Below are 18633 nucleotides of genomic sequence, written 5' to 3' on the forward strand. Positions count from 1 at the left end.
CGTCACCCGTTCAGCACCTTCGCGTGATGCGCGATGTGATCCTCGATGAACGTCGAGATGAAGTAATAGCCATGGTCATACGCGGCATGACGGCGCAGGGTCAGCGGCTGCCCCGCGGCCTTGCACGCCGCCTCGAAAACGTCCGGATGCAGTTGCTCGGCGAGGAACTGATCCGCGAGTCCCTGATCGACCAGGATCCCTTGCGAGAATTTGCGCGACGCATGCGCCACCAGCTCGCTCGCGTCGTACTGCTTCCACGCTTCGCGGTCCTCGCCCAGATAGCCGCTGAACGCCTTCACGCCCCACGGGCATCGTGAAGGCGCCGCGATCGGCGCGAACGCCGACACCGACCGGTAGATCTCCGGATTGCGCAGCGCCAGCATCAACGCGCCATGCCCGCCCATCGAATGCCCGAAGATGCCGAGCCGCGCGCCGTCCACCCGCAGATTCGCGAGCACCGTTTCGCGCAGTTCGTCGCGCACGTACGAGTACATGCGATAGTGCTGCGCCCACGGCTGCTGCGTCGCGTCGACATAGAACCCCGCGCCCACGCCGAAGTCCCACGCCGCGCTTTCGCCCGGCACGCCCGCGCCGCGCGGACTCGTATCCGGCGCGATCAGCGCGATGCCGTGCTGGGCCGCGAAGCGCTGCGCGCCCGCCTTGGTCGGAAACGTCTCTTCCGTGCAGGTCAAGCCGGAAAGATAGAACAGCGCGGGCACGTTCGCGTTCGGCTGCAAAGCCTGCGGCGGCAGATACACGGAGAAGCGCATCGGCAGGCCGATGGTCTGCGAGTCATGCCGGTAGATGCGCTGCTCCCCGCCATGGCACGCGTGCGCCGATATCAGTTCAAGCATCGCGACGCTCCCGTTTAGTACAGCACGACCGAGCGGATCGACTCGCCCTTCTTCATCAGATCGAAGCCCTCGTTGATGCGTTCGAGCGGCAGGCGGTGTGTAATCAGATCGTCGATATTGATCTTGCCTTCCATGTACCAGTCGACGATTTTCGGCACGTCGGTGCGACCGCGTGCGCCGCCGAAGGCCGAGCCCTTCCACTCGCGGCCCGTCACCAGCTGGAACGGACGGGTGCTGATCTCCTCGCCCGCCGCCGCCACGCCGATGATGAACGACTGCCCCCAGCCCTTGTGCGTACACTCCAGCGCCTGGCGCATCACCTTCGTGTTGCCGATACATTCGAACGAATAGTCCGCACCGCCGTCGGTGAGTTGCACGATATGGTCGACCACGTTCTCCACTTCGTTCGGGTTGATGAAGTGGGTCATGCCGAACTTCTTCGCCAGTTCCACGCGGCCCGGATTGATGTCGACACCGATGATCTTGTCAGCGCCGACCATCTTCGCGCCCTGGATCACATTCAAACCGATGCCGCCCAGGCCGAACACGACCACGTTCGCGCCCGCCTCCACCTTCGCCGAGTACACGACGGCACCCACGCCCGTCGTCACGCCGCAGCCGATGTAGCAGATCTTGTCGAACGGTGCGTCTTCACGCACCTTCGCGACCGCGATTTCCGGCACCACGATGTAGTTCGAAAACGTGGACGTGCCCATGTAGTGAAACAGCGGCTTGCCGTCGAGCGAAAAGCGCGACGTGGCGTCGGGCATCAGGCCCTTGCCTTGTGTCGATCGAATCGCCTGGCAGAGATTGGTCTTGCGCGACAGGCAGAATTTGCACTGGCGGCACTCTGGCGTGTACAGCGGAATCACGTGATCACCCTTCTTCAGCGTGCCGACGCCCGGACCCGTATCGACGATCACGCCCGCGCCTTCGTGGCCGAGAATCGCCGGGAAGATGCCTTCCGGATCGGCCCCCGACAGCGTGTAGTAGTCCGTGTGGCAGATGCCCGTCGCCTTCACTTCGATCAGGACTTCACCGGCACGCGGCCCTTCCAGATCGACTTCTTCGATCGTCAACGGGGCGCCGGCTTTCCATGCGATTGCTGCTTTGGTTTTCATCGTCAATGCTCCTGTGAGTCTGTGAATGCGATATGTCGCGGCGCGATGCGTCGCGGCTTGGGGGTGTCCTGGGGTGTCCTGTGCGTATCGTCGTTTGCTCGCTGCCCGTGACCGGCGCCCCTATGCGGGCGGTTCTCGTTGCTGCCGCCCGCGTGGTCCCGAGCGGCCAGCAGCGCGCCGGGTTCCAGCTTAGCGTGCGAAAAGCGCTATGGTATTGCAAAGCGCGCCACGGCATTGTCCCAGGCTGCCATGGCTTCGGCTAGCGAGGCGTCCCGTCGCCGAACCAGCTTTCGACGCGGCCGTACAGATCCAGAAAGCGCGCGTAGCGTGCGGCAAGCGCCGCATCGTCTCGCGGACTCGCCACGCGCGTCGCACCCGGCGCGAGCGCGGCGAGATCGGCTGCGTGCCAGTGGCCGCAGGCGAGGCCGCCGAGAATGGCCGCGCCACGCGGCGCCGCATTCGGACAATCGACCGCATTCAGTTCGACGTTCAGCGCATCGGCGAGCAACTGACGCCAGCGCGCGTCGACGGAACCCCCGCCGGCGAGCTTCAACGCCCTCACCGTCGCGCCGCTCGCGCGAATCGCATCGAGCCCGGCGCGCAGCGAGAATGCGACGCCTTCGAACGCGGCGCGCATCATCGCGCCGCGTGGATGATCGAGCGCGAGCCCGAGCCAGCCGCCGCGCGCCTGCGGGTTGAGCCAGGGCGTGCGCTCGCCCGTGAGGTACGGCAGGAAGATCAGGCCCGGCGCTCTGCCGTGGCTGCTGTCCGCGATCGACTCCGTTTCATCGCCGAACGCATCGCGATAGGCATCCGCCCATTCGTACGACAGCCAGCCGCGCACCCGCTCCAGCGCGATGCCGACGTTCTGCATCGCCGCCATCCGATACCAGTGATCGCTCGCTGCGCGGTAGCGATGCAAGCCCTTCGCCGCAGTGGGGGCTTGCGACGCGAGCACGACGATCTGCCCGCCCGTACCGGTGGTGAGCAACGCGTCGCCGTCGTGCGCGAGTCCGCTGCCGAGCGCCGCGCACGGCGTATCGGCAGCGCCGGTCGCGAGCACGATGCCGGCGCGCAAGCCGAGCGCTTGCGCCGCGCTCTGCGACAGCACGCCCCCCGCCGCATACGATGGCGCGAGCGGTGCGAACCATTCGCGGGGAATCTGCAGGCGTTCGAGCAGCGCCGTATCCCATACGCCGGCGGGATCGGCGAGCGCGGTCGCGCAGGCGTCGGACGGATCGGTCGCCACCGCGCCGCCCAGCGCCACGCGCAGCCAGTCCTTCGGTTGCAGCGCCCAGCGCGCGCGGCGCGCGGCCTGCGGTTCGTGCAGTACGATCCAGCGCAGCAACGGACCGGCCATGCCGGGAGCGACGGGATTCGGCTGCGGCTCGGGCCACGCGTCGAGCAGCGCCAAGGCGCGCGTGTCAGGCCACAGCATCGCGGGACGCACCGCTTCGCCCGCCGCATCGATCAATACGACGCCATGCATCTGGCCGGAGAAGCCAATCGCCTGCACGTCACGGCGCAAATCGGCGGGCAAGCGCGTCATCGCCTCGCACAGTGCGCGCCACCATGTCTGCACGGATGTCTCCGCCCAACCGGCATGCGGCGTGTCGAGCCCGTACGCGACGCTCGACACCGCCCGCTCGCGGCCGTGGGCGTCGACGATTGCCGCTTTGAGGGAGCCGGTGCCGAGGTCGATGCCGAGAAAAGTCATGAGCGATGGGTCGTGGATCAAATGAAGATGAGGAGGCCCGTTGAGCGCGCGGAAGCGGTGCGCGAAGCGAACGCGAAGCACGCACCAGCCACTTGGCAAGCGCCCGCGGAGTGCGCAAAGCGGGCGCAAAAAACCACGCGCAAATTGCCTCGCGAAGCGCGTCGGTTGCCATCGGTTCGTGGCTTCACACACGCGCCTCGCGACATGACAAGAATCCCCGAATCGCGGGTTAACCCCGCCGTCCCGCGGGCCGCGCGAAAAGAGGACTATGCGTGAGCCGCCATAGACCGCATTGATTCTCACATATATTCGTGCGCGTCGGCCATGCGCGGCGAGCGACGCCGCGCCCCTGCTGCAAAGGGCTGAGCGCCGCGCATCCGCGCGGACGCCTTTAATCCGGCTTTCAAACGACGCGCTCGCATATCGGCAGCGGGAATGCCGGAATAGGCCCCAGTGGTCTTGTTGCGAATTTTCGTCCCCGATACCTTGGAGCCATCCCAAAACCAGATGGTGGAGACAGACGATATGCAAGCGAACACGGTACACCCGTGCGACGAACGACTGCCCGCAGGCCAGTTGCTCACCCTCGGCATCCAGCATGTTCTGGTGATGTACGCCGGCGCTGTAGCGGTGCCGCTGATCATCGGCGCGGCGCTCAAGCTGCCGAAGGATCAGATCGCGTTCCTCATCAGCGCCGATCTGTTTTCGTGCGGCATCGCCACGCTGATCCAGACCCTGGGTCTGTGGATTTTCGGCATCCGGCTGCCGGTCATCATGGGCTGCACGTTCGCGGCCGTGGGTCCGATGGTCGCGATCGGCACCAATCCTTCGCTCGGCATTCTCGACATCTTCGGCTCGACGATCGCGGCCGGCGTGATCGGCATCCTGCTCGCGCCCGCGGTCGGCAAGCTGCTGCGCTTTTTCCCGCCGGTGGTGATCGGCGTGGTGATTTCGGTGATCGGCCTGTCGCTGATGGAAGTCGGCATCAACTGGGCGGCCGGCGGCGTAGGTAATCCGAACTACGGCAATCCGGTCTATCTTGGCCTGTCGATGACCGTGCTGATGCTGATCCTGTTGATCAACAAGTTCGCCAAGGGCTTTCTCGCAAACATCTCGGTGCTGCTCGGCATCGTTGCGGGCTTCGCGCTGGCGCTGGCGCTCGGCCGCGTCAATATGGAAGGCGTCACGCTCGCGCCGTGGGTCGGCTTCGTGATGCCGTTCCATTTCGGCCTGCCGCACTTCGATCCGCTGTCGATCGCGACGATGGTGACGGTGATGTTCGTCACCTTCATCGAGTCGACCGGCATGTTCCTCGCGGTCGGCGACATGGTCGATCGTCCGGTCGATCAGAAGACGCTGGTGCGCGGTCTGCGGGTGGACGGTCTGGGCACGCTGGTCGGCGGCATCTTCAACTCGTTTCCGCATACCTCGTTTTCGCAGAACGTCGGGCTGATTGGCGTGACCGGCGTGAAGAGCCGCTTTGTCTGCGCGATGGGTGGCGTGATCCTGGTGCTGCTGGGCCTGTTCCCGAAGATGGCGCAGGTGGTGGCGTCGGTGCCGGCGTTCGTGCTCGGCGGCGCGGGCATTGTGATGTTCGGCATGGTCGCCGCGAACGGCATCAAGGTGCTGTCGAAAGTCGACTTCGTGAAGAACCAGCACAACCTGTTCATCGTCGCGGTGAGTATCGGAATGGGCCTCGTGCCAGTGGTGTCGCCGCACTTCTTCTCGAAGCTGCCGTCCGCGCTGTCGCCGCTGCTGCATAGTGGGATTCTGCTGGCGTCGGTGTCGGCGGTGGTGCTGAACCTGATCTTCAACGGTGTGAAGAGCGAGAAGAAAGCGACGTGGGACATTCGCCGCGCGGGTCATGACTTCGATGGACGCGGCGGTGCAAAGCCCGAAGGCGACGAGATGCTGCGCATGGTCGATCTGCACTGAGCGCCGCCTGCGCCGACAGTCGCGAGGACGGTCGCGGCTGCGCGGGCCACAAAAAACGACAACGTCACGGCAAGTTCGCCGTGGCGTTGTGGTTGTGCGACTGTGGCGACGCGGCGCCTTGAATCAGGAACCGGGCCGCCCAGCAGCGGGCGTGAAGCTCAACCCGCGTTCGGCGCCGAAGCCGCTACCGGCGCACTCGCCGCGCCGTAGTCGAGCGGTGCGTCGGCCGGACGCGGCTGCTCGCCGGTATGCTCGACCCAGCCGCCGCCGAGCGACTGATACAACGTCACGAGGTTCTGCAGACGCTCCATGCGCGCTGTAACCAGCGACTGCTGCGCCAGGTACAACGAGGTCTGCGCGGTCAGCACGGCCAGATAGCTATCGACACCGCTCGAATACCTGAGGTTGGACAGATCCAGCCGGCGTTGTTCGGCAAACGTATCGCGCTCCAATGCCTCGATCTGCTGGTCGTAGGTGCCGCGTGCCGCCAGTCCGTCCGCCACTTCGCGGAACGCAGTCTGGATCGCCTTCTCGTACGTGGCGATCTGGGCGTTCTTCTGAATGTTGGCGAGATTCAGGTTGGCGATGTTCTGCCCGCCCTCGAAGATCGGCAACGTAATCGACGGCGCGAAGCTCCACGCCGCGGAACCAGGCTTGAACAGACCGCCGAGCGACGGACTGAGCGTGCCGACACTGCCGGTCAGCGACACCCTCGGGAAGAATGCCGCGCGCGCCGCGCCGATGTTCGCGTTGGCCGCGAGCAGATTCTCTTCGGCCTCCATGATGTCCGGACGACGCGTCAGCAGGTCGGAGGGCAAGCCAGCCGGAATGTCGGTCAGGAGGTTCTGGCTGTCCAACGTCAAGCCCGGTGGCAGATCGGCGGGCATCGGCTCGCCGAGCAGCAGCACCAACGCGTTCTCAGCCTGGGCCCGCAGCCGAGTCTGCGACTGCAGGTTGGCTTTCGCCACCTCGACCACCGTTTGCGCCTGGCGCAGATCGAGTTCGGAACCCGTACCGGTATCGAACTGGACCTTGTTGATCCGATACGATTCGTCCGCGGTCTTCAACGTGTTCTGCGTGACCTTCAGCAGATCGTCCAGTTCCAGCACGGTCAGGTACTGGTTGGCCACCTGCGAGACCAGCGCAATTTCCGCCGCCTTGCGCGCCTGAGCGGTGCCCAGGTAGGTCGCCAGCGCCTGATCCTTCAGACTTTGAATGCGCCCGAAGAAGTCGATTTCCCACGACGCATTGAGCCCCACCGAATAGGACGAGGAAATCAGCTTGTCGGTGAACGACAGATCGCGCGGCGTACGGGAGCGGCTGCTGGAAGCGGCGGCGTCGAGCGTCGGGAATAGCCCGGCGCGAACGATCCGGTACTGCGCCTGCGACGCCTGCATGTTCAGCACCGACACCCGCAAATCGCGGTTGTTCTTGAGCGCGATCTCGATCAAGCGCTGCATGCGCGGATCGACGAAGAAGTCGCGCCAGCCGATGTCTGCGGCAGCCTGGCCGCTGGCGCTGCGCGCGGCGGCAGTGCCCGGCTGGGTCGCGCCCGGCTGCGTGTCGTAGACCCCGCCAGTCGGGTAAGTCGTCGTGACGGGAGCCGCCGGGCGTTCGTACTTCGGTGCCATCGTGCAACCCGCGGCGAGCAACGCAACCGCCACTGCAATCAGAGAATGTTTTTGCATCTCAATGTCCGTCCTTGCCCGAGCCTTCGTCAGTCGACCCGTGCGCCGACCCACCCGTCGAAGCGCCGCCCTGCGGATCGTTCGGATGGTGCTGGTTGTAGTGTACGAGCGCCTCGTCAGGGTCTTCCGTCTCGCCGCCGAACTTCGCGCGGATCACGACGAAGAACATCGGGATCATGAAAATGGCGAGGAAGGTCGCCGTCAACATCCCGCCGATCACGCCGGTGCCGATAGCGTGCTGGCTGGCCGAGCCGGCGCCGTTACTGATCGCGAGCGGCATCACGCCGAGAATGAACGCGAGCGAGGTCATCAGGATCGGGCGCAACCGCAGACGCGCGGCTTCCAGCGCGGCCTCGATCGGCCCCATGCCCTCACTCTGCTGCAGTTCGCGGGCGAATTCGACAATCAGAATCGCGTTCTTCGCGGACAAGCCGACCGTGGTCAACAGACCCACCTGGAAGAACACGTCGTTCTCGAGCCCGCGCAGCGTCGCGGCCAGCAGTGCGCCGATCACGCCGAGCGGCACCACCATGATCACCGAGAACGGGATCGACCAGCTTTCATACAGCGCCGCGAGACACAGGAACACGACGAGGATCGAGATGCCGTACAGGATCGGCGCCTGCGAGCCGGACTGGCGTTCCTGCAACGACAGGCCCGTCCACTCGTAGCCGACGCCCGCCGGCAGCTTGGCGACGAGCGCTTCCATCGCCGTCATCGCCTGACCCGTGGACTTGCCCGGTGCGGCCGCGCCCTGGATTTCCATCGACGAGATGCCGTTGTAGCGCTCCAGCTTCGGCGAACCGTACGTCCACTCGGTGCTCGCGAAGGACGAGAACGGCACCATCGCACCGGTGCTGTTGCGCACATACCACCGGTTCACGTCTTCGGGTTTCATCCGGAAAGGCGCGTCGCTCTGCAGATACACCTTCTTGATCCGGCCGTCCGTATCGAGGAAGTTGTTCACGTACTGCGACGCCCATGCGATCGAGAACGTCTGATCGATCGCGGACAGCGAGACGCCGAGCGCGGAAGCCTTCTCGTGGTCGATGCTCACCTTGAACTGCGGCGTATCGTTCAGGCCGTTGGGACGCACCTGAGCCAGCGTCGGATCTTTCGCGGCCAGGCCCAGCAGCATGTTGCGCGCGTCCATCAGCTTCGCGTGACCGATGCCCCCGCGATCCTGCAACTGGAAGTCGAAGCCCGCAGCCGTGCCGAGTTCAGGAATCGACGGCGGATTGACCGGGTACACCGTTGCGTTCTTGTAGCTGCTGAATTGCATGAACAGTCGCCCGACCAGCGCTTGCACCTTCTGGTCAGAGTGCTGGCGTTGTGCGTAGTCGCGCATCCGCACGAACACCAGACCCGCGTTCTGGCCGCGGCCCGCGAAGCTGAAGCCGTTGACCGTGAAGGTCGACTCGACGATGGACTTCTCCGTGTTGAGCAGATAGTCCGACACGTCTTTGAGCGCGCGCGCGGTGGTTTCCTGAGTCGAACCCGACGGCGTTTGCACCAGCACGAACATCGTGCCCTGATCTTCGTTAGGGAGGAAGGACTTGGGCAGTCTGACGAACAGCAGGCCAACCGCGAATATCACCACCATGTAGATGATCAGCCAGCGGCCCGAGCGCTTGATCACGTGGTGCACACCCGAGTGATACTTGTCGCGGCTCCTGTTGAACGTGCGGTTGAACCAGCCGAAGAAGCCGGTGGTGTTTTCGTGCTGGCCCTTCTCGATCGGCTTGAGGATCGTCGCGCAAAGCGCCGGCGTGAGAATCAACGCGACGAGCACGGACAGCACCATCGCGGCCACGATGGTCAGCGAAAACTGCCGGTAGATCGCGCCCACCGAACCGCCCGAAAACGCCACGGGCACGAACACCGCCGACAGCACGAGCGCCACGCCGACGAGCGCGCCGGTAATCTGATCCATTGCCTTGCGGGTGGCGTCCCTGGGCGACAAGCCCTCCTCCTGCATCACCCGCTCGACGTTTTCCACCACCACGATCGCGTCGTCCACCAGCAAGCCGATCGCCAGCACGAGCCCGAACATCGACAAAGTGTTGATCGAAAAGCCCACGATACCCATGACCGCGAACGTGCCCAGCAGCACGACCGGCACGGCGATCGTCGGGATCAGCGTGGCGCGCAGATTCTGCAGGAACAGGTACATGACCAGGAACACCAGCACGATACCTTCGAGCAGCGTCTTGACCACTTCCTCGATCGACAGCCGCACGAACGGCGTAGTGTCGTACGGATACTGCACGACGAGCCCGTGCGGGAAGTACTTCGACAGTTCCGCGACCTTCGCGCGCACCGCCTTGGCGGTGGCCAGCGCATTGGCGCCGGTAGCGAGCTGAATACCGAAGCCAGCGGTAGGCTGCCCGTTGTACTTGGTGTCGAAGTTGTAGTTTTCGCCGCCCAGCTCGATGTGCGACACGTCGTGCAGGCGCACCTGCGAGCCGTCCGGGTTCACCTTCAGCAGCACGTTGCCGAACTGTTCAGGTGTATTGAGCAGCGTGGCCTGCGTGATGGTGGCCTGCAGCACCTGGCCCGGCACCGACGGCGTGCCGCCGAGCGAGCCGCCCGCGACCTGGACGTTCTGCGCCTGCAGCGCGGCTTGCACGTCGACCGGCGTCAGGCCGAAATTGTTCAACTTGTTCGCGTCAAGCCAGATCCGCATCGCGTACTGCGAGCCGAACAGCGTCACCGTGCCCACGCCGTCGATACGGCTGACCGGGTCCTGAACGTTCGACGCGACGTAGTTCGCCAGGTCGTACTTGCTCATGCTGCCGTCTTCGGACACGAACGCCATCACCAGCAGGAAGCTGCTGCTCGACTTCGTGACCCGGGTGCCCAACTGCTGCACCGCTTGCGGCAACAGCGGCGTGGCGAGCTGCAGCTTGTTCTGCACCTGCACCTGCGCGATGTCGGGGTTGGTGCCGGCCGCGAACGTCAGCGTGATGGTGGCCGTACCCGAGTCGTCCGATGTGGACGCCAGATACAGCAGGTGGTCGAGACCACTCATCTGCTGCTCGATCACCTGCGTGACGGTGTTCTCCACCGTCTTCGCCGATGCGCCCGGATACGTTGCACTGATCTGCACGGCCGGCGGCGCGATGGTCGGGTATTGCGCGATCGGTAAGGTGAAGACCGACGCGATACCCGCGAGCATCAGAATGATGGCGATCACCCATGCAAAAATCGGGCGATCAATAAAAAACTTTGCCATGAGGCAGGCTCCCTGTTATTACGCGCCCGACGCAGCGGAGGCGGATTGGGCCGTCTGTGCGTTGCTGGCGGCCGGCGCACTTTCAGCGGCCGCGCCGGAAGCGGGCGTGCCGGGAAGTTGCGCGGCAACGGGCTTGACCTGCTGGCCGGGACGCGCCTTGTCGGTGCCCTGCACGATCACGCGGTCGCCGGGGTTCAGGCCGCTTGCGACCACCCAGTTCGAACCGAACGTGCCCGCAGTGACGAGCTGACGCAATTCGACCTTGTTGTCGGCGCCGACGACCAGCGTGGTCGGTTGACCCTTCTGGTCGTGCGTGATGCCGAGTTGCGGCACGACGAGCGCGTTCTGGTTCACGCCTTCCTCGATCCTCGCGCGCACGAACATGCCGGGCAGCAGCACCTTGTCCGCGTTCCTGAAGATCGCGCGAATCGTGACCGAGCCGGTGCTCTGGTCCACCGTGACGTCGGTGAACTGCAGCTTGCCCTTTTCCGAATAGACCCGGCCGTCTTCGAGAATCAGCGACACTTGCGCCGCGCCGGGGCCGGTCGTCTTCAGGCGCCCTTCCTGGACTTCGCGGCGCAGCTTCAGACCATCCAGGCTGGATTGCGTGAGGTCCACATAGACCGGATCGAGTTGCTGGACCGTGGCGAGCAGTGTCGCGGCGCTCGCCTGCACGAACGCGCCCGGCGTGACTTGCGATACGCCGATCTGACCGGTGACCGGCGAAGTGACGTCGGTATAGCCGAGATTGATCTGCGCGGTCTCGACCGCTGCCTTGCCAGCGGCGACGTCGGCCGCGGCCTGACCCTGTGCGGCAACCGCGTTGTCGTAGTCCTGCTTGCTGACCGCGTTTGCGGCGACCAGCACCTTGTAGCGGTTCGCCTGCGCGGTGGTCGACGCGAGGTTGGCCTGGGCTTTTGCCAAGGTCGCCTTTGCGTTGTTCAACGTCGCGATGTACGGCGCCGGGTCGATCTTGTACAGGCGCTGGCCCGCCTTGACCTGACTGCCTTCCGTGAATTCGCGGCGCAGCACGATGCCGTCTACCCGCGCGCGCACTTGCGCGACGAGAAAGGCACTGGTGCGACCGGGCAGTTCGGTGACGACCGGTACGGTGGTCGGCTGGACGGTGACGACGCCGACTTCGGGCGTCTGCGGCGGCGGGGCAGACTGTTTTGGTCCGCACGCTGCCAGCAATACGGCAGCCGTCGCGGCACTGATTAAGCGGAATGGAACCCGTTCGACGCGCATGGAGCGACCTCTGTCAAAGACTGAGAATGAAAAAGTGCGCGCATCCCTACCCCGGGGACGACAGCGCACACATGGCGTCTCGCGACGCTTGACCGGAAAGCCCGCGGAGGCACATGCACCTGCAGTGGCAGCGTGATGCGAATGCGCCGAACCGGGGAAATTGCCGCGCGGCGCCGCCCGTACGGGCAACGCGCAAGAGCGTTTGAAAGGCAACAGTGACGGATATTAACCGGTCGTCGCGGCGTGGGCTATCCGATCGTGGGATGGTATTATATATACATTCGCGAATGCATGTAAAAGTGCGTTTGCTTTCCGCGGGCCCGGCGGCACCGCAAGATTGATTCGGAAAGGTGCGTGGAAGCAAACGGATCGTCGCCAAGCCGAGTTAAAAAAGGCTCGGGAAAACCCTATCAGCACGGCAAGCATACCGATATGGTCAGAAGAACGAAAGAGGAGGCGCTGGAGACGCGCACGAGTATTCTCGATGCGGCCGAACGGGTGTTCTTCGAGAAGGGTGTATCGCGCACATCGCTTGCCGATATCGCACAGGCCGCAGGCGTCACACGCGGCGCCATCTATTGGCACTTCGCCCACAAAAGCGACCTGTTCACGGAAATGTTCGACCGCGTGCTGCTGCCGCTGGATGAACTCAAGGCCGCATCACAGGACCCCAACGAGCCGGATCCGCTCAAACGCCTGATGGAAATCTGCGTGGTCTGCCTACGCGACACTGCCAACGACCCCCGCCGCCGACGCGTGTTCGACATCCTGTTTTTAAAATGCGAGTTGGTTCAGGAGATGGGCCCGGTGATGGAACGCTATCAGACCAATATGCGCGAGGGGCTGAGGAAAATCGAAGGCGGTCTGCGCAACGCGATCTCCAAGGAACAAATGCCCGCGGACCTCGATACCAAACTCGCGGCGGCGATGGTGCATGCGTTCGTCAGCGGCTCACTGCGCGACATGCTGTTCTTGCCCGACGCGACTGATTTCGGCGCGCATGCCCAGCAATTGGTGGAAGGCGTGTTCGATGCGCTGCGCCTGAGTCCCGCGCTGCGCAAGCGGAAGACCTAGCGGTTATACTGCCGCGAAGCGCGATTGCAGCACCACGCTGAAGACCCGGTGAATATCCTGCGCACTGGCAAAGCCCGCGCTATTCTCGTAGGATACCGAACCAGTCGCGTCGTGCAGGAAGTCCACCGCAAGCCCGCATGAACCGCGTGATTGATCGTCGACGCCTCGCAGTTGTGCGTCATATAGCCAGTCACCGTCAGCGTGTCGATTTGCTGTGCGACCAGCCAGTCGGCCAGATCGGTCCCGGTGAACGCGCTCGGCAGCGATTTTTCCAAGTAGTGATCGTGCGCGCGCGAGCCCACTACGGGATGCAGTTCCGAGCCGGCGCTGCCGCGTGCGAACAGTGGCGAGCTGGCCGACGCGAAGTTCTGCACGACCACCACCGGGATGCCAGCGGCGCCCGCGGCATCCATCGCGCGCCCGAGGTTGGCGAGCGACGTCTGGATGTCGGGGATTCGATCGGCAGATCGCCTGTCACGTATTCGTTCTGCACATCGACGACGATCAACGCACGGCGCGGCGTGGTCATGGCAAGGCTCCTGTCCAGTGAGCAGATGAAGGTTCGCGCGGCCCGACAGGGGAGTTCGGAGTCTCGCCGACGCGATAGCAGCGCGGCCCGTCACCAACGCCGGCCAATCGCACTATCACTGCTCGCCAATCCAGCGCGCGACATACAACAGCAGCGCTACCAAAAAAATCATCACAGCCCAAGCCCAGTTCGGGACCGCGTGCGGCCCCGATTCCCGGTGCGAAACGCCATGTGACAGACCATGCGACGCACTGGCCGCTCGGGTTGCGAACGTGCTGCCGTGATCGATGCGCGCGCGCCGCGCTATGCCGCCCAGCGTGATCGGCCGCAGAAACACGTGCTGCCGCCGCACCGCCGAACTGCGCGCGCGGTTCGGGCCTTGCCGCTGCTTGGCCCGCACGACCGCGTCGAATTCGGCGAAAAAATCATCGGCCAGTTGACGCAGTGCGTTCTCGAGCTGGCGCGTCGGCAGTTCCGCGAGTGGCCCCGACGACGTCGCCCAGATCGCGTAGTCGATCCGCGTGCTGCGCTCCTTGCCCGGTCCGTGCGCGCTGTCTTCCCCGCGCACGCGTATTTCGATCTGTCCGCGCAATGCGCCGATACCGCCGGCTCGCGCCTTGAAGTTGATGGTGCGGCGCTGCGCATCCGCCGGCCCGGAGTCCTGGCCAGCCACGTGAGCGCGCGCTTCGTAGCGCGCGCGCAAGGGGCCGAGCGGCACGGTCATGACGAGCGCATATTCACCATGCGCGAGGCGGGTGAACGACTCGCAATTGTCGAGGCTGGCACGCAACAGCGCGATATCTTGCAGCGCTTCCCAAACGTCGGATGGCGCGAGCGGAATCCGTAACGCATCGTTCAGTTCCATGGCAGCCTCTCCGATGTACGCGCGACAGCGGGATCAGGACGTCTGATCGATGCGGTCGACCCGCGACGCGTAAAACGCGAGATAGCCCTTGATCGGCATCGCCTGTTCCAGCGGTGCCTCGTAGCTCCATACGGCGTTTTCGATCACGCCGTCTTCGGTGCGCAAATGGAAATAGGAAGCCTCACCCTTGAACGGGCAATGCGAAGTATGCGTGGAACGTTCAAGCCGCGCCATGTTGACGTGTTCACGCGGGAAGTAGAACACGTCCGCCAGACCGGTCTCGGCAAGCGTCAACGCCGCTTGCGTATCGGCCACCGTCACGCCGCCGTGGATCACGCGCACCCGGTGGTGATTGCCGCTGATCGTGATGGTATGGCCGCCCGTGTTCGCGCTGGGCATTCCGTGAGGTCTCAACGCATCGCTCATTCTCGGCTCCGTGATGGTGTGCGCTCGATCTAGGGTCGTACAAACAGCAAAGCCACGGGCACGCCCGTGGCTTCATTATCGGCCAAAGTCTAGCCGATTGCGCGGCCTTCGTCCGACGCGGCGGTGCCGGTCGCATCAGCGGCCATGAGGTGGAAGCTGCTTAATTCATGTTCCAGAGGAAAGCGGATTTCACGTTACCCTTGGCCGGAATCGTCACGGCTCGGGTCTGCTCGCGATCTTTATATTGCGCGTGCACGGTGTAACGGCCCGGGCGCAGCCTGACCAGCATATAGGGGCCGAGCGACGTGGTATTCAGCACTTCGCTGTTGTGGGCGTCGACCAGCCGCACTTGCACGCCGGCGAGGTATTCGGAACTAGGGCCCGTGAAACGCAGTGACAGCGGCCACTGGCTTTGCGCGCGTTGCAGTGCCCTCGATTCATCGAGGCCCACGCCGCCCGATACGAACGAAACGTCGCCCTGGTGCTGAATCTGCGGAAGGCTGCCGCCGTTGACGTTGCCCGCGCTGGTGTCGTCGGTGGTCGTGCCGCCGCTCACGTCGCTCGCCTGCTGTGCGCAGACGCTGCCTGCCAGACCCAGCGCGAGCGCTGTGCACACCGCGGCGCCTGCGATCCATCGCTGATTGCGTTGGGATTTCATCGGTTCGCTCCTTGTTGAAGTCATGTCGTCCGGCGTCCCGCCAACGGGCCCGGAACAAGCGAGAAGCAATGTGTGTGCCAACGGCTCAACGAAACACGCCCACGAGTTGATGTGGTGCTGCCTTGGCAGAATGCTGTGTTTCGGGGGATGTGTGATCTGGCCAAAAAGAAAGCCGGTCATTGCAGTAAATGCAAGGACCGGCAAACGTTACCTGATTCGTTAGGTGAATCGCTGACAGTGCCGACGATATCTCGCACTGCCATCCCGACAGTTAGGCCTGCGGGCCGCCAGAAGCTATCAGCCGAGATCGACCGGGACGAAGATCTGGGCGTTGTCGCGCTGAATCAGCAACGCGATGCTGTTGCCCGCGCCGGCGATCATCTGCTTCAACTGATCGACGCTCGTGACAGGCCGGCCGTTGACCGCGAGGATCACGTCGCCCGGCTGGATGCCGGCGCTTTCCGCCGCACCGCCCGACTGCTGCACCAGCAGACCATGCGACACCGACGCGCCGCTCTTTTCTTCCGGCGTCAGCGGGCGCACCGCGACGCCAAGACGCCCTTGCAGTGCGGTTGGCTGATCGGCCTTGTTAGATGCCACTTTCGCGTCCGACAACGAGCCGATGGTCACCTTCAGCTCCTTGGCAGCCTTGTCGCGCCACACTTGCAGGGTGGCCGAACTGCCCGGCGAGAGACCCGCGATCTGTGCCGGCAAATCCGCCGAGTCGTTGACCGGCTGGCCGTTCACCGACAGGATCACGTCGCCGGGTTGCAGACCCGCTTTAGCGGCCGGGCCGCCCGGATCGACCGAGCTCACCAGTGCGCCTTGCGGCTTCTGCATGCCGAACGAGTTTGCCAGCGTCTGATTCATACCCTGCACCGCAACGCCCAGACGACCGCGGCTTACATGGCCAGTCTTGACAATTTCGTCCTTGACCTTGATCGCCTCATTAATCGGGATCGCGAACGAAAGACCCTGGAAGCCGCCGGTCTGCGAATAGATCATCGAATTGATGCCGATAACTTCGCCTTGCAGGTTGAAGAGCGGGCCGCCCGAATTGCCGGGGTTCACCGGCACGTCCGTCTGGATGAACGGCGTGTAGTTTTCGTTGGGGAGCGAGCGGGACTTCGCGCTAATGATGCCCGAGGTCACGGTGTTATCGAAGCCGTAAGGCGAACCGATCGCGACCACCCACTGCCCGACCTTGCTTTGACGCGGATCGCCTATCTTCACGGTCGGCAGGCCGCTTGCGTCGATTTTCAGCACGGCGACGTCGGATTGCTTGTCGGCACCGACCACCTTTGCCTTGAACTCACGCTTGTCGGTGAGCTTCACGGTGACGACATTCGCGCCGTCCACCACGTGCGCATTGGTCAAAATATAGCCGTCAGGACTGACGATGAATCCCGAGCCCAGGCTCGCGCTCGGCTGATCCGGCGCGTCTGCGCCGTCACCGCCGCCGCCTTGCATCCCCGGCATGCCGCCGAAGAAATGCTTGTAGAACTGATAGAAGGGATCGCTCGGATCGATCGGCAACTGGCCGCCGCCGAAGTTGCCGCCATTACCGCCGTTACCGCGCAGCGCCGTGTGCTTGACCACGTGCTTCGCACTGATATTGACTACGGCCGGGCCGTAGGTCTCGACGAGACCCGAGAAGTCGGGAATGCCGGTTTTGGCCGCAGCTTCGGCGGGCATCATCGCGGCCTGAGCCTGTGAGATCACCTGCGGCGCGGGCATTTCGCGATGGCCCGCCACATAGCCGGCGGAAAGCGCGACGGCGACAGCCGCTGCAACAGCGCTGCGGGACAAGGTTTTCGCGTTCATCGTGTACTCCTGACTGGAGAAAGATAGTTGGGTAGATGACCGGAGCGTACGTCGCATCGCTTAAAACAGGCTTAAGCAGCGCCAGATCGCCAAGGCCATGGCTAAGGCATCTTCAAGAGTCGTTGGAAGCGCTTGGCGAGCCGAAAACTGACAGTCAGAAGCGCACGGTGACCTGCAAACCGCCCGTTGGCGACTCGTCGAGCGACACGGTCGCGTGGTGCTGCGTCGCGATGCGGCGCACGATCGCGAGGCCCAGCCCGCTGCCGGCCACATCGGTGCGCGCCCGATTTGCGCTCGCGCCCGCGCGATAGAAACGATCGAACACGCGCTCGCGCTCGGCCGGGTCAATGCCGGGTCCGCTGTCGGCGATCCGCACCACTGGATGCTCACCTTCCACACACAGACTGACGTCGACACGCCCACCACGCGGCGTGTATTTGGTGGCGTTGTCGATCAGATTGTTGAGCATCACTCGCAACGCGTCAGCGTCGCCGGTCACGGTAGCCGCCTCGCTCGCCTCGACGCCCAGATCGACGCCGCGGTCGAGCGCGAGCGGCGCGTAAGCCGCGACGCACTCGTGCAGCAACGAGCAAAGGTCCACGGCGTCGGTGACGGCGGCACCGTCCGGTTCGGCGCGCGCAAGCGCAAGCAGCTGCTCGGCGAGGCGCGTGGCGCGCGTGACGCCCGCTTGCAGATCCGCCAGCGCTTCGTTGCGCCCAGCTTCGTCTTTCGCGCGGCCTACCAATTGCGCCTGAATCTGCACGGCGGCGAGCGGCGTGCGCAATTCGTGCGCGGCATCGGCGACAAACGCTTTCTGAATATCGAGCGCGGTGGCGAGCCGCTCCAGCAGCCCGTTCAACGCGCGCACGAGCGGCTGGACCTCGAGCGGCAGACGTCGATCCGGCAATGGGTCGAGCGCCTCCGGATGACGCGTGTCGAGCGCGCTCGTCACGCGCCGCAACGGCCTGAGCCCGCGTCCGACGATCACCCAGACCGCTACGCCCAGCAGCGGCAGCAGCACGATCAACGGCCACAAGGTGCGCAGCGCGACATCGGCGGCGAGGCGGTTGCGCACGGACAGCGGCTGCGCCAACTGCACGACGTTGTCGCCGACAATCGCGCCGTAGACGCGCCAGTCGCCGCGATCCGTGTGTTCGGTCGAGAAACCGAGTTCGGCGCGCGGCGCAAGTGGCGCACGCGGGCGCGAGTAGTACATCAGCACGCCGTTGCGATTCCAGATCTGCAGCACGATGCCTTCGTCGCCGGTGTCGCGCGAACCGAGCACCTGCGAGAACGGCTCGGCCGGCAGCGCCGCGGCGATCTGCTCCAACTGGTAGTCGAACAGTTCGTTGGCTTCGGCGAGTGCCTGCCTGTAAATGAGCCAACCCGCAATGCCGACGCCGAGCAACACCAGCGCAAGCAGCCAGATCAGCAGTTGACGGCGAATCGAACGCATCGA

General features: G+C 64.5%; 13 protein-coding genes and 1 pseudogene. 2 read left to right on the plus strand and 12 right to left on the minus strand.

Annotated elements, in window-relative coordinates:
- Nucleotides 1–2: 2 nt before the first annotated feature.
- From fghA to ABQJ48_RS11145, 3 genes are all read right to left on the minus strand, one after another.
- The gene (fghA, locus tag ABQJ48_RS11135) at nt 3–854 is read right to left on the minus strand and encodes an S-formylglutathione hydrolase (RefSeq protein ID WP_367838015.1); all 852 of its coding nucleotides are present in this window, start codon (nt 852–854) and stop codon (nt 3–5) included.
- A 14-nt stretch (nt 855–868) separates the two neighbouring features.
- Nucleotides 869–1975 (minus strand): S-(hydroxymethyl)glutathione dehydrogenase/class III alcohol dehydrogenase, encoded by a 1107-nt coding sequence (locus ABQJ48_RS11140; RefSeq protein WP_020069206.1) that lies wholly within the window; start codon nt 1973–1975, stop codon nt 869–871.
- A 259-nt stretch (nt 1976–2234) separates the two neighbouring features.
- Entirely contained in the window at nt 2235–3692 is a 1458-nt protein-coding gene (locus tag ABQJ48_RS11145; RefSeq protein WP_367838017.1) for a xylulokinase, read from the minus strand.
- A 525-nt stretch (nt 3693–4217) separates the two neighbouring features.
- Between ABQJ48_RS11145 and ABQJ48_RS11150 the strand changes: the two genes are divergently transcribed.
- On the plus strand, nt 4218–5627 hold the full coding sequence (locus ABQJ48_RS11150) for a nucleobase:cation symporter-2 family protein (protein WP_367838019.1): 1410 nt from the start codon (nt 4218–4220) through the stop codon (nt 5625–5627).
- A gap of 158 nt (nt 5628–5785) precedes the next feature.
- On the opposite strand, the gene ABQJ48_RS11155 is transcribed toward ABQJ48_RS11150, so the two are convergent.
- The 3 genes from ABQJ48_RS11155 to ABQJ48_RS11165 are packed head-to-tail and all read right to left on the minus strand — an operon-like array spanning nt 5786 to nt 11798.
- A complete protein-coding gene (locus ABQJ48_RS11155) occupies nt 5786–7315 on the minus strand; it encodes an efflux transporter outer membrane subunit (RefSeq protein ID WP_367838021.1) in 1530 nt (509 codons plus the stop codon).
- 1 nt (nt 7316) lies between these two features.
- The gene (locus ABQJ48_RS11160; RefSeq protein ID WP_367838023.1) at nt 7317–10550 is read right to left on the minus strand and encodes an efflux RND transporter permease subunit; all 3234 of its coding nucleotides are present in this window, start codon (nt 10548–10550) and stop codon (nt 7317–7319) included.
- A gap of 18 nt (nt 10551–10568) precedes the next feature.
- A complete protein-coding gene (locus ABQJ48_RS11165) occupies nt 10569–11798 on the minus strand; it encodes an efflux RND transporter periplasmic adaptor subunit (protein ID WP_367838024.1) in 1230 nt (409 codons plus the stop codon).
- 432 nt (nt 11799–12230) lie between these two features.
- Here ABQJ48_RS11165 and ABQJ48_RS11170 point away from each other — a divergent pair, with 432 nt between their 5' ends.
- Nucleotides 12231–12872: a TetR family transcriptional regulator gene (locus ABQJ48_RS11170; protein WP_367838274.1), complete on the plus strand. Its 642-nt coding sequence runs from the start codon at nt 12231–12233 to the stop codon at nt 12870–12872.
- 6 nt (nt 12873–12878) lie between these two features.
- Here the strand turns inward: ABQJ48_RS11170 and ABQJ48_RS11175 are convergent.
- The 6 genes and pseudogenes from ABQJ48_RS11175 to ABQJ48_RS11200 all read right to left on the minus strand — a co-directional run.
- Nucleotides 12879–13401, minus strand: a pseudogene (locus ABQJ48_RS11175) (cysteine hydrolase family protein); the annotation flags it as partial.
- Nucleotides 13402–13516: 115 nt separating this feature from the next.
- On the minus strand, nt 13517–14266 hold the full coding sequence (locus ABQJ48_RS11180; RefSeq protein WP_367838025.1) for an SRPBCC family protein: 750 nt from the start codon (nt 14264–14266) through the stop codon (nt 13517–13519).
- Between the two features lie 33 nt (nt 14267–14299).
- Nucleotides 14300–14692 (minus strand): DUF427 domain-containing protein, encoded by a 393-nt coding sequence (locus ABQJ48_RS11185; protein WP_367838026.1) that lies wholly within the window; start codon nt 14690–14692, stop codon nt 14300–14302.
- Between the two features lie 160 nt (nt 14693–14852).
- The gene (locus ABQJ48_RS11190; RefSeq protein ID WP_367838028.1) at nt 14853–15350 is read right to left on the minus strand and encodes a carboxypeptidase-like regulatory domain-containing protein; all 498 of its coding nucleotides are present in this window, start codon (nt 15348–15350) and stop codon (nt 14853–14855) included.
- 297 nt (nt 15351–15647) lie between these two features.
- Nucleotides 15648–17174, minus strand: a complete 1527-nt coding sequence (locus tag ABQJ48_RS11195) for a DegQ family serine endoprotease (RefSeq protein WP_367838030.1) — start codon at nt 17172–17174, stop codon at nt 15648–15650.
- A 154-nt stretch (nt 17175–17328) separates the two neighbouring features.
- Nucleotides 17329–18630: an ATP-binding protein gene (locus ABQJ48_RS11200; protein ID WP_367838032.1), complete on the minus strand. Its 1302-nt coding sequence runs from the start codon at nt 18628–18630 to the stop codon at nt 17329–17331.
- Between the last annotated feature and the right edge of the window lie 3 nt (nt 18631–18633).

It is taken from the genome of Paraburkholderia suaedae (genome assembly GCF_040812055.1).
Classification (GTDB): domain Bacteria; phylum Pseudomonadota; class Gammaproteobacteria; order Burkholderiales; family Burkholderiaceae; genus Paraburkholderia.

Excerpts from the sequence above, each read along its gene's own strand:
- fghA (WP_367838015.1), bottom strand. The coding sequence starts at position 854 with ATGCTTGAACTGATATCGGCGCACGCGTGCCATGGCGGGGAGCAGCGC.
- ABQJ48_RS11140 (WP_020069206.1), bottom strand. The coding sequence starts at position 1,975 with ATGAAAACCAAAGCAGCAATCGCATGGAAAGCCGGCGCCCCGTTGACG.
- ABQJ48_RS11145 (WP_367838017.1), bottom strand. The coding sequence starts at position 3,692 with ATGACTTTTCTCGGCATCGACCTCGGCACCGGCTCCCTCAAAGCGGCA.
- ABQJ48_RS11150 (WP_367838019.1), top strand. The coding sequence starts at position 4,218 with ATGCAAGCGAACACGGTACACCCGTGCGACGAACGACTGCCCGCAGGC.
- ABQJ48_RS11155 (WP_367838021.1), bottom strand. The coding sequence starts at position 7,315 with ATGCAAAAACATTCTCTGATTGCAGTGGCGGTTGCGTTGCTCGCCGCG.
- ABQJ48_RS11160 (WP_367838023.1), bottom strand. The coding sequence starts at position 10,550 with ATGGCAAAGTTTTTTATTGATCGCCCGATTTTTGCATGGGTGATCGCC.
- ABQJ48_RS11165 (WP_367838024.1), bottom strand. The coding sequence starts at position 11,798 with ATGCGCGTCGAACGGGTTCCATTCCGCTTAATCAGTGCCGCGACGGCT.
- ABQJ48_RS11170 (WP_367838274.1), top strand. The coding sequence starts at position 12,231 with ATGGTCAGAAGAACGAAAGAGGAGGCGCTGGAGACGCGCACGAGTATT.
- ABQJ48_RS11180 (WP_367838025.1), bottom strand. The coding sequence starts at position 14,266 with ATGGAACTGAACGATGCGTTACGGATTCCGCTCGCGCCATCCGACGTT.
- ABQJ48_RS11185 (WP_367838026.1), bottom strand. The coding sequence starts at position 14,692 with ATGAGCGATGCGTTGAGACCTCACGGAATGCCCAGCGCGAACACGGGC.
- ABQJ48_RS11190 (WP_367838028.1), bottom strand. The coding sequence starts at position 15,350 with ATGAAATCCCAACGCAATCAGCGATGGATCGCAGGCGCCGCGGTGTGC.
- ABQJ48_RS11195 (WP_367838030.1), bottom strand. The coding sequence starts at position 17,174 with ATGAACGCGAAAACCTTGTCCCGCAGCGCTGTTGCAGCGGCTGTCGCC.
- ABQJ48_RS11200 (WP_367838032.1), bottom strand. The coding sequence starts at position 18,630 with ATGCGTTCGATTCGCCGTCAACTGCTGATCTGGCTGCTTGCGCTGGTG.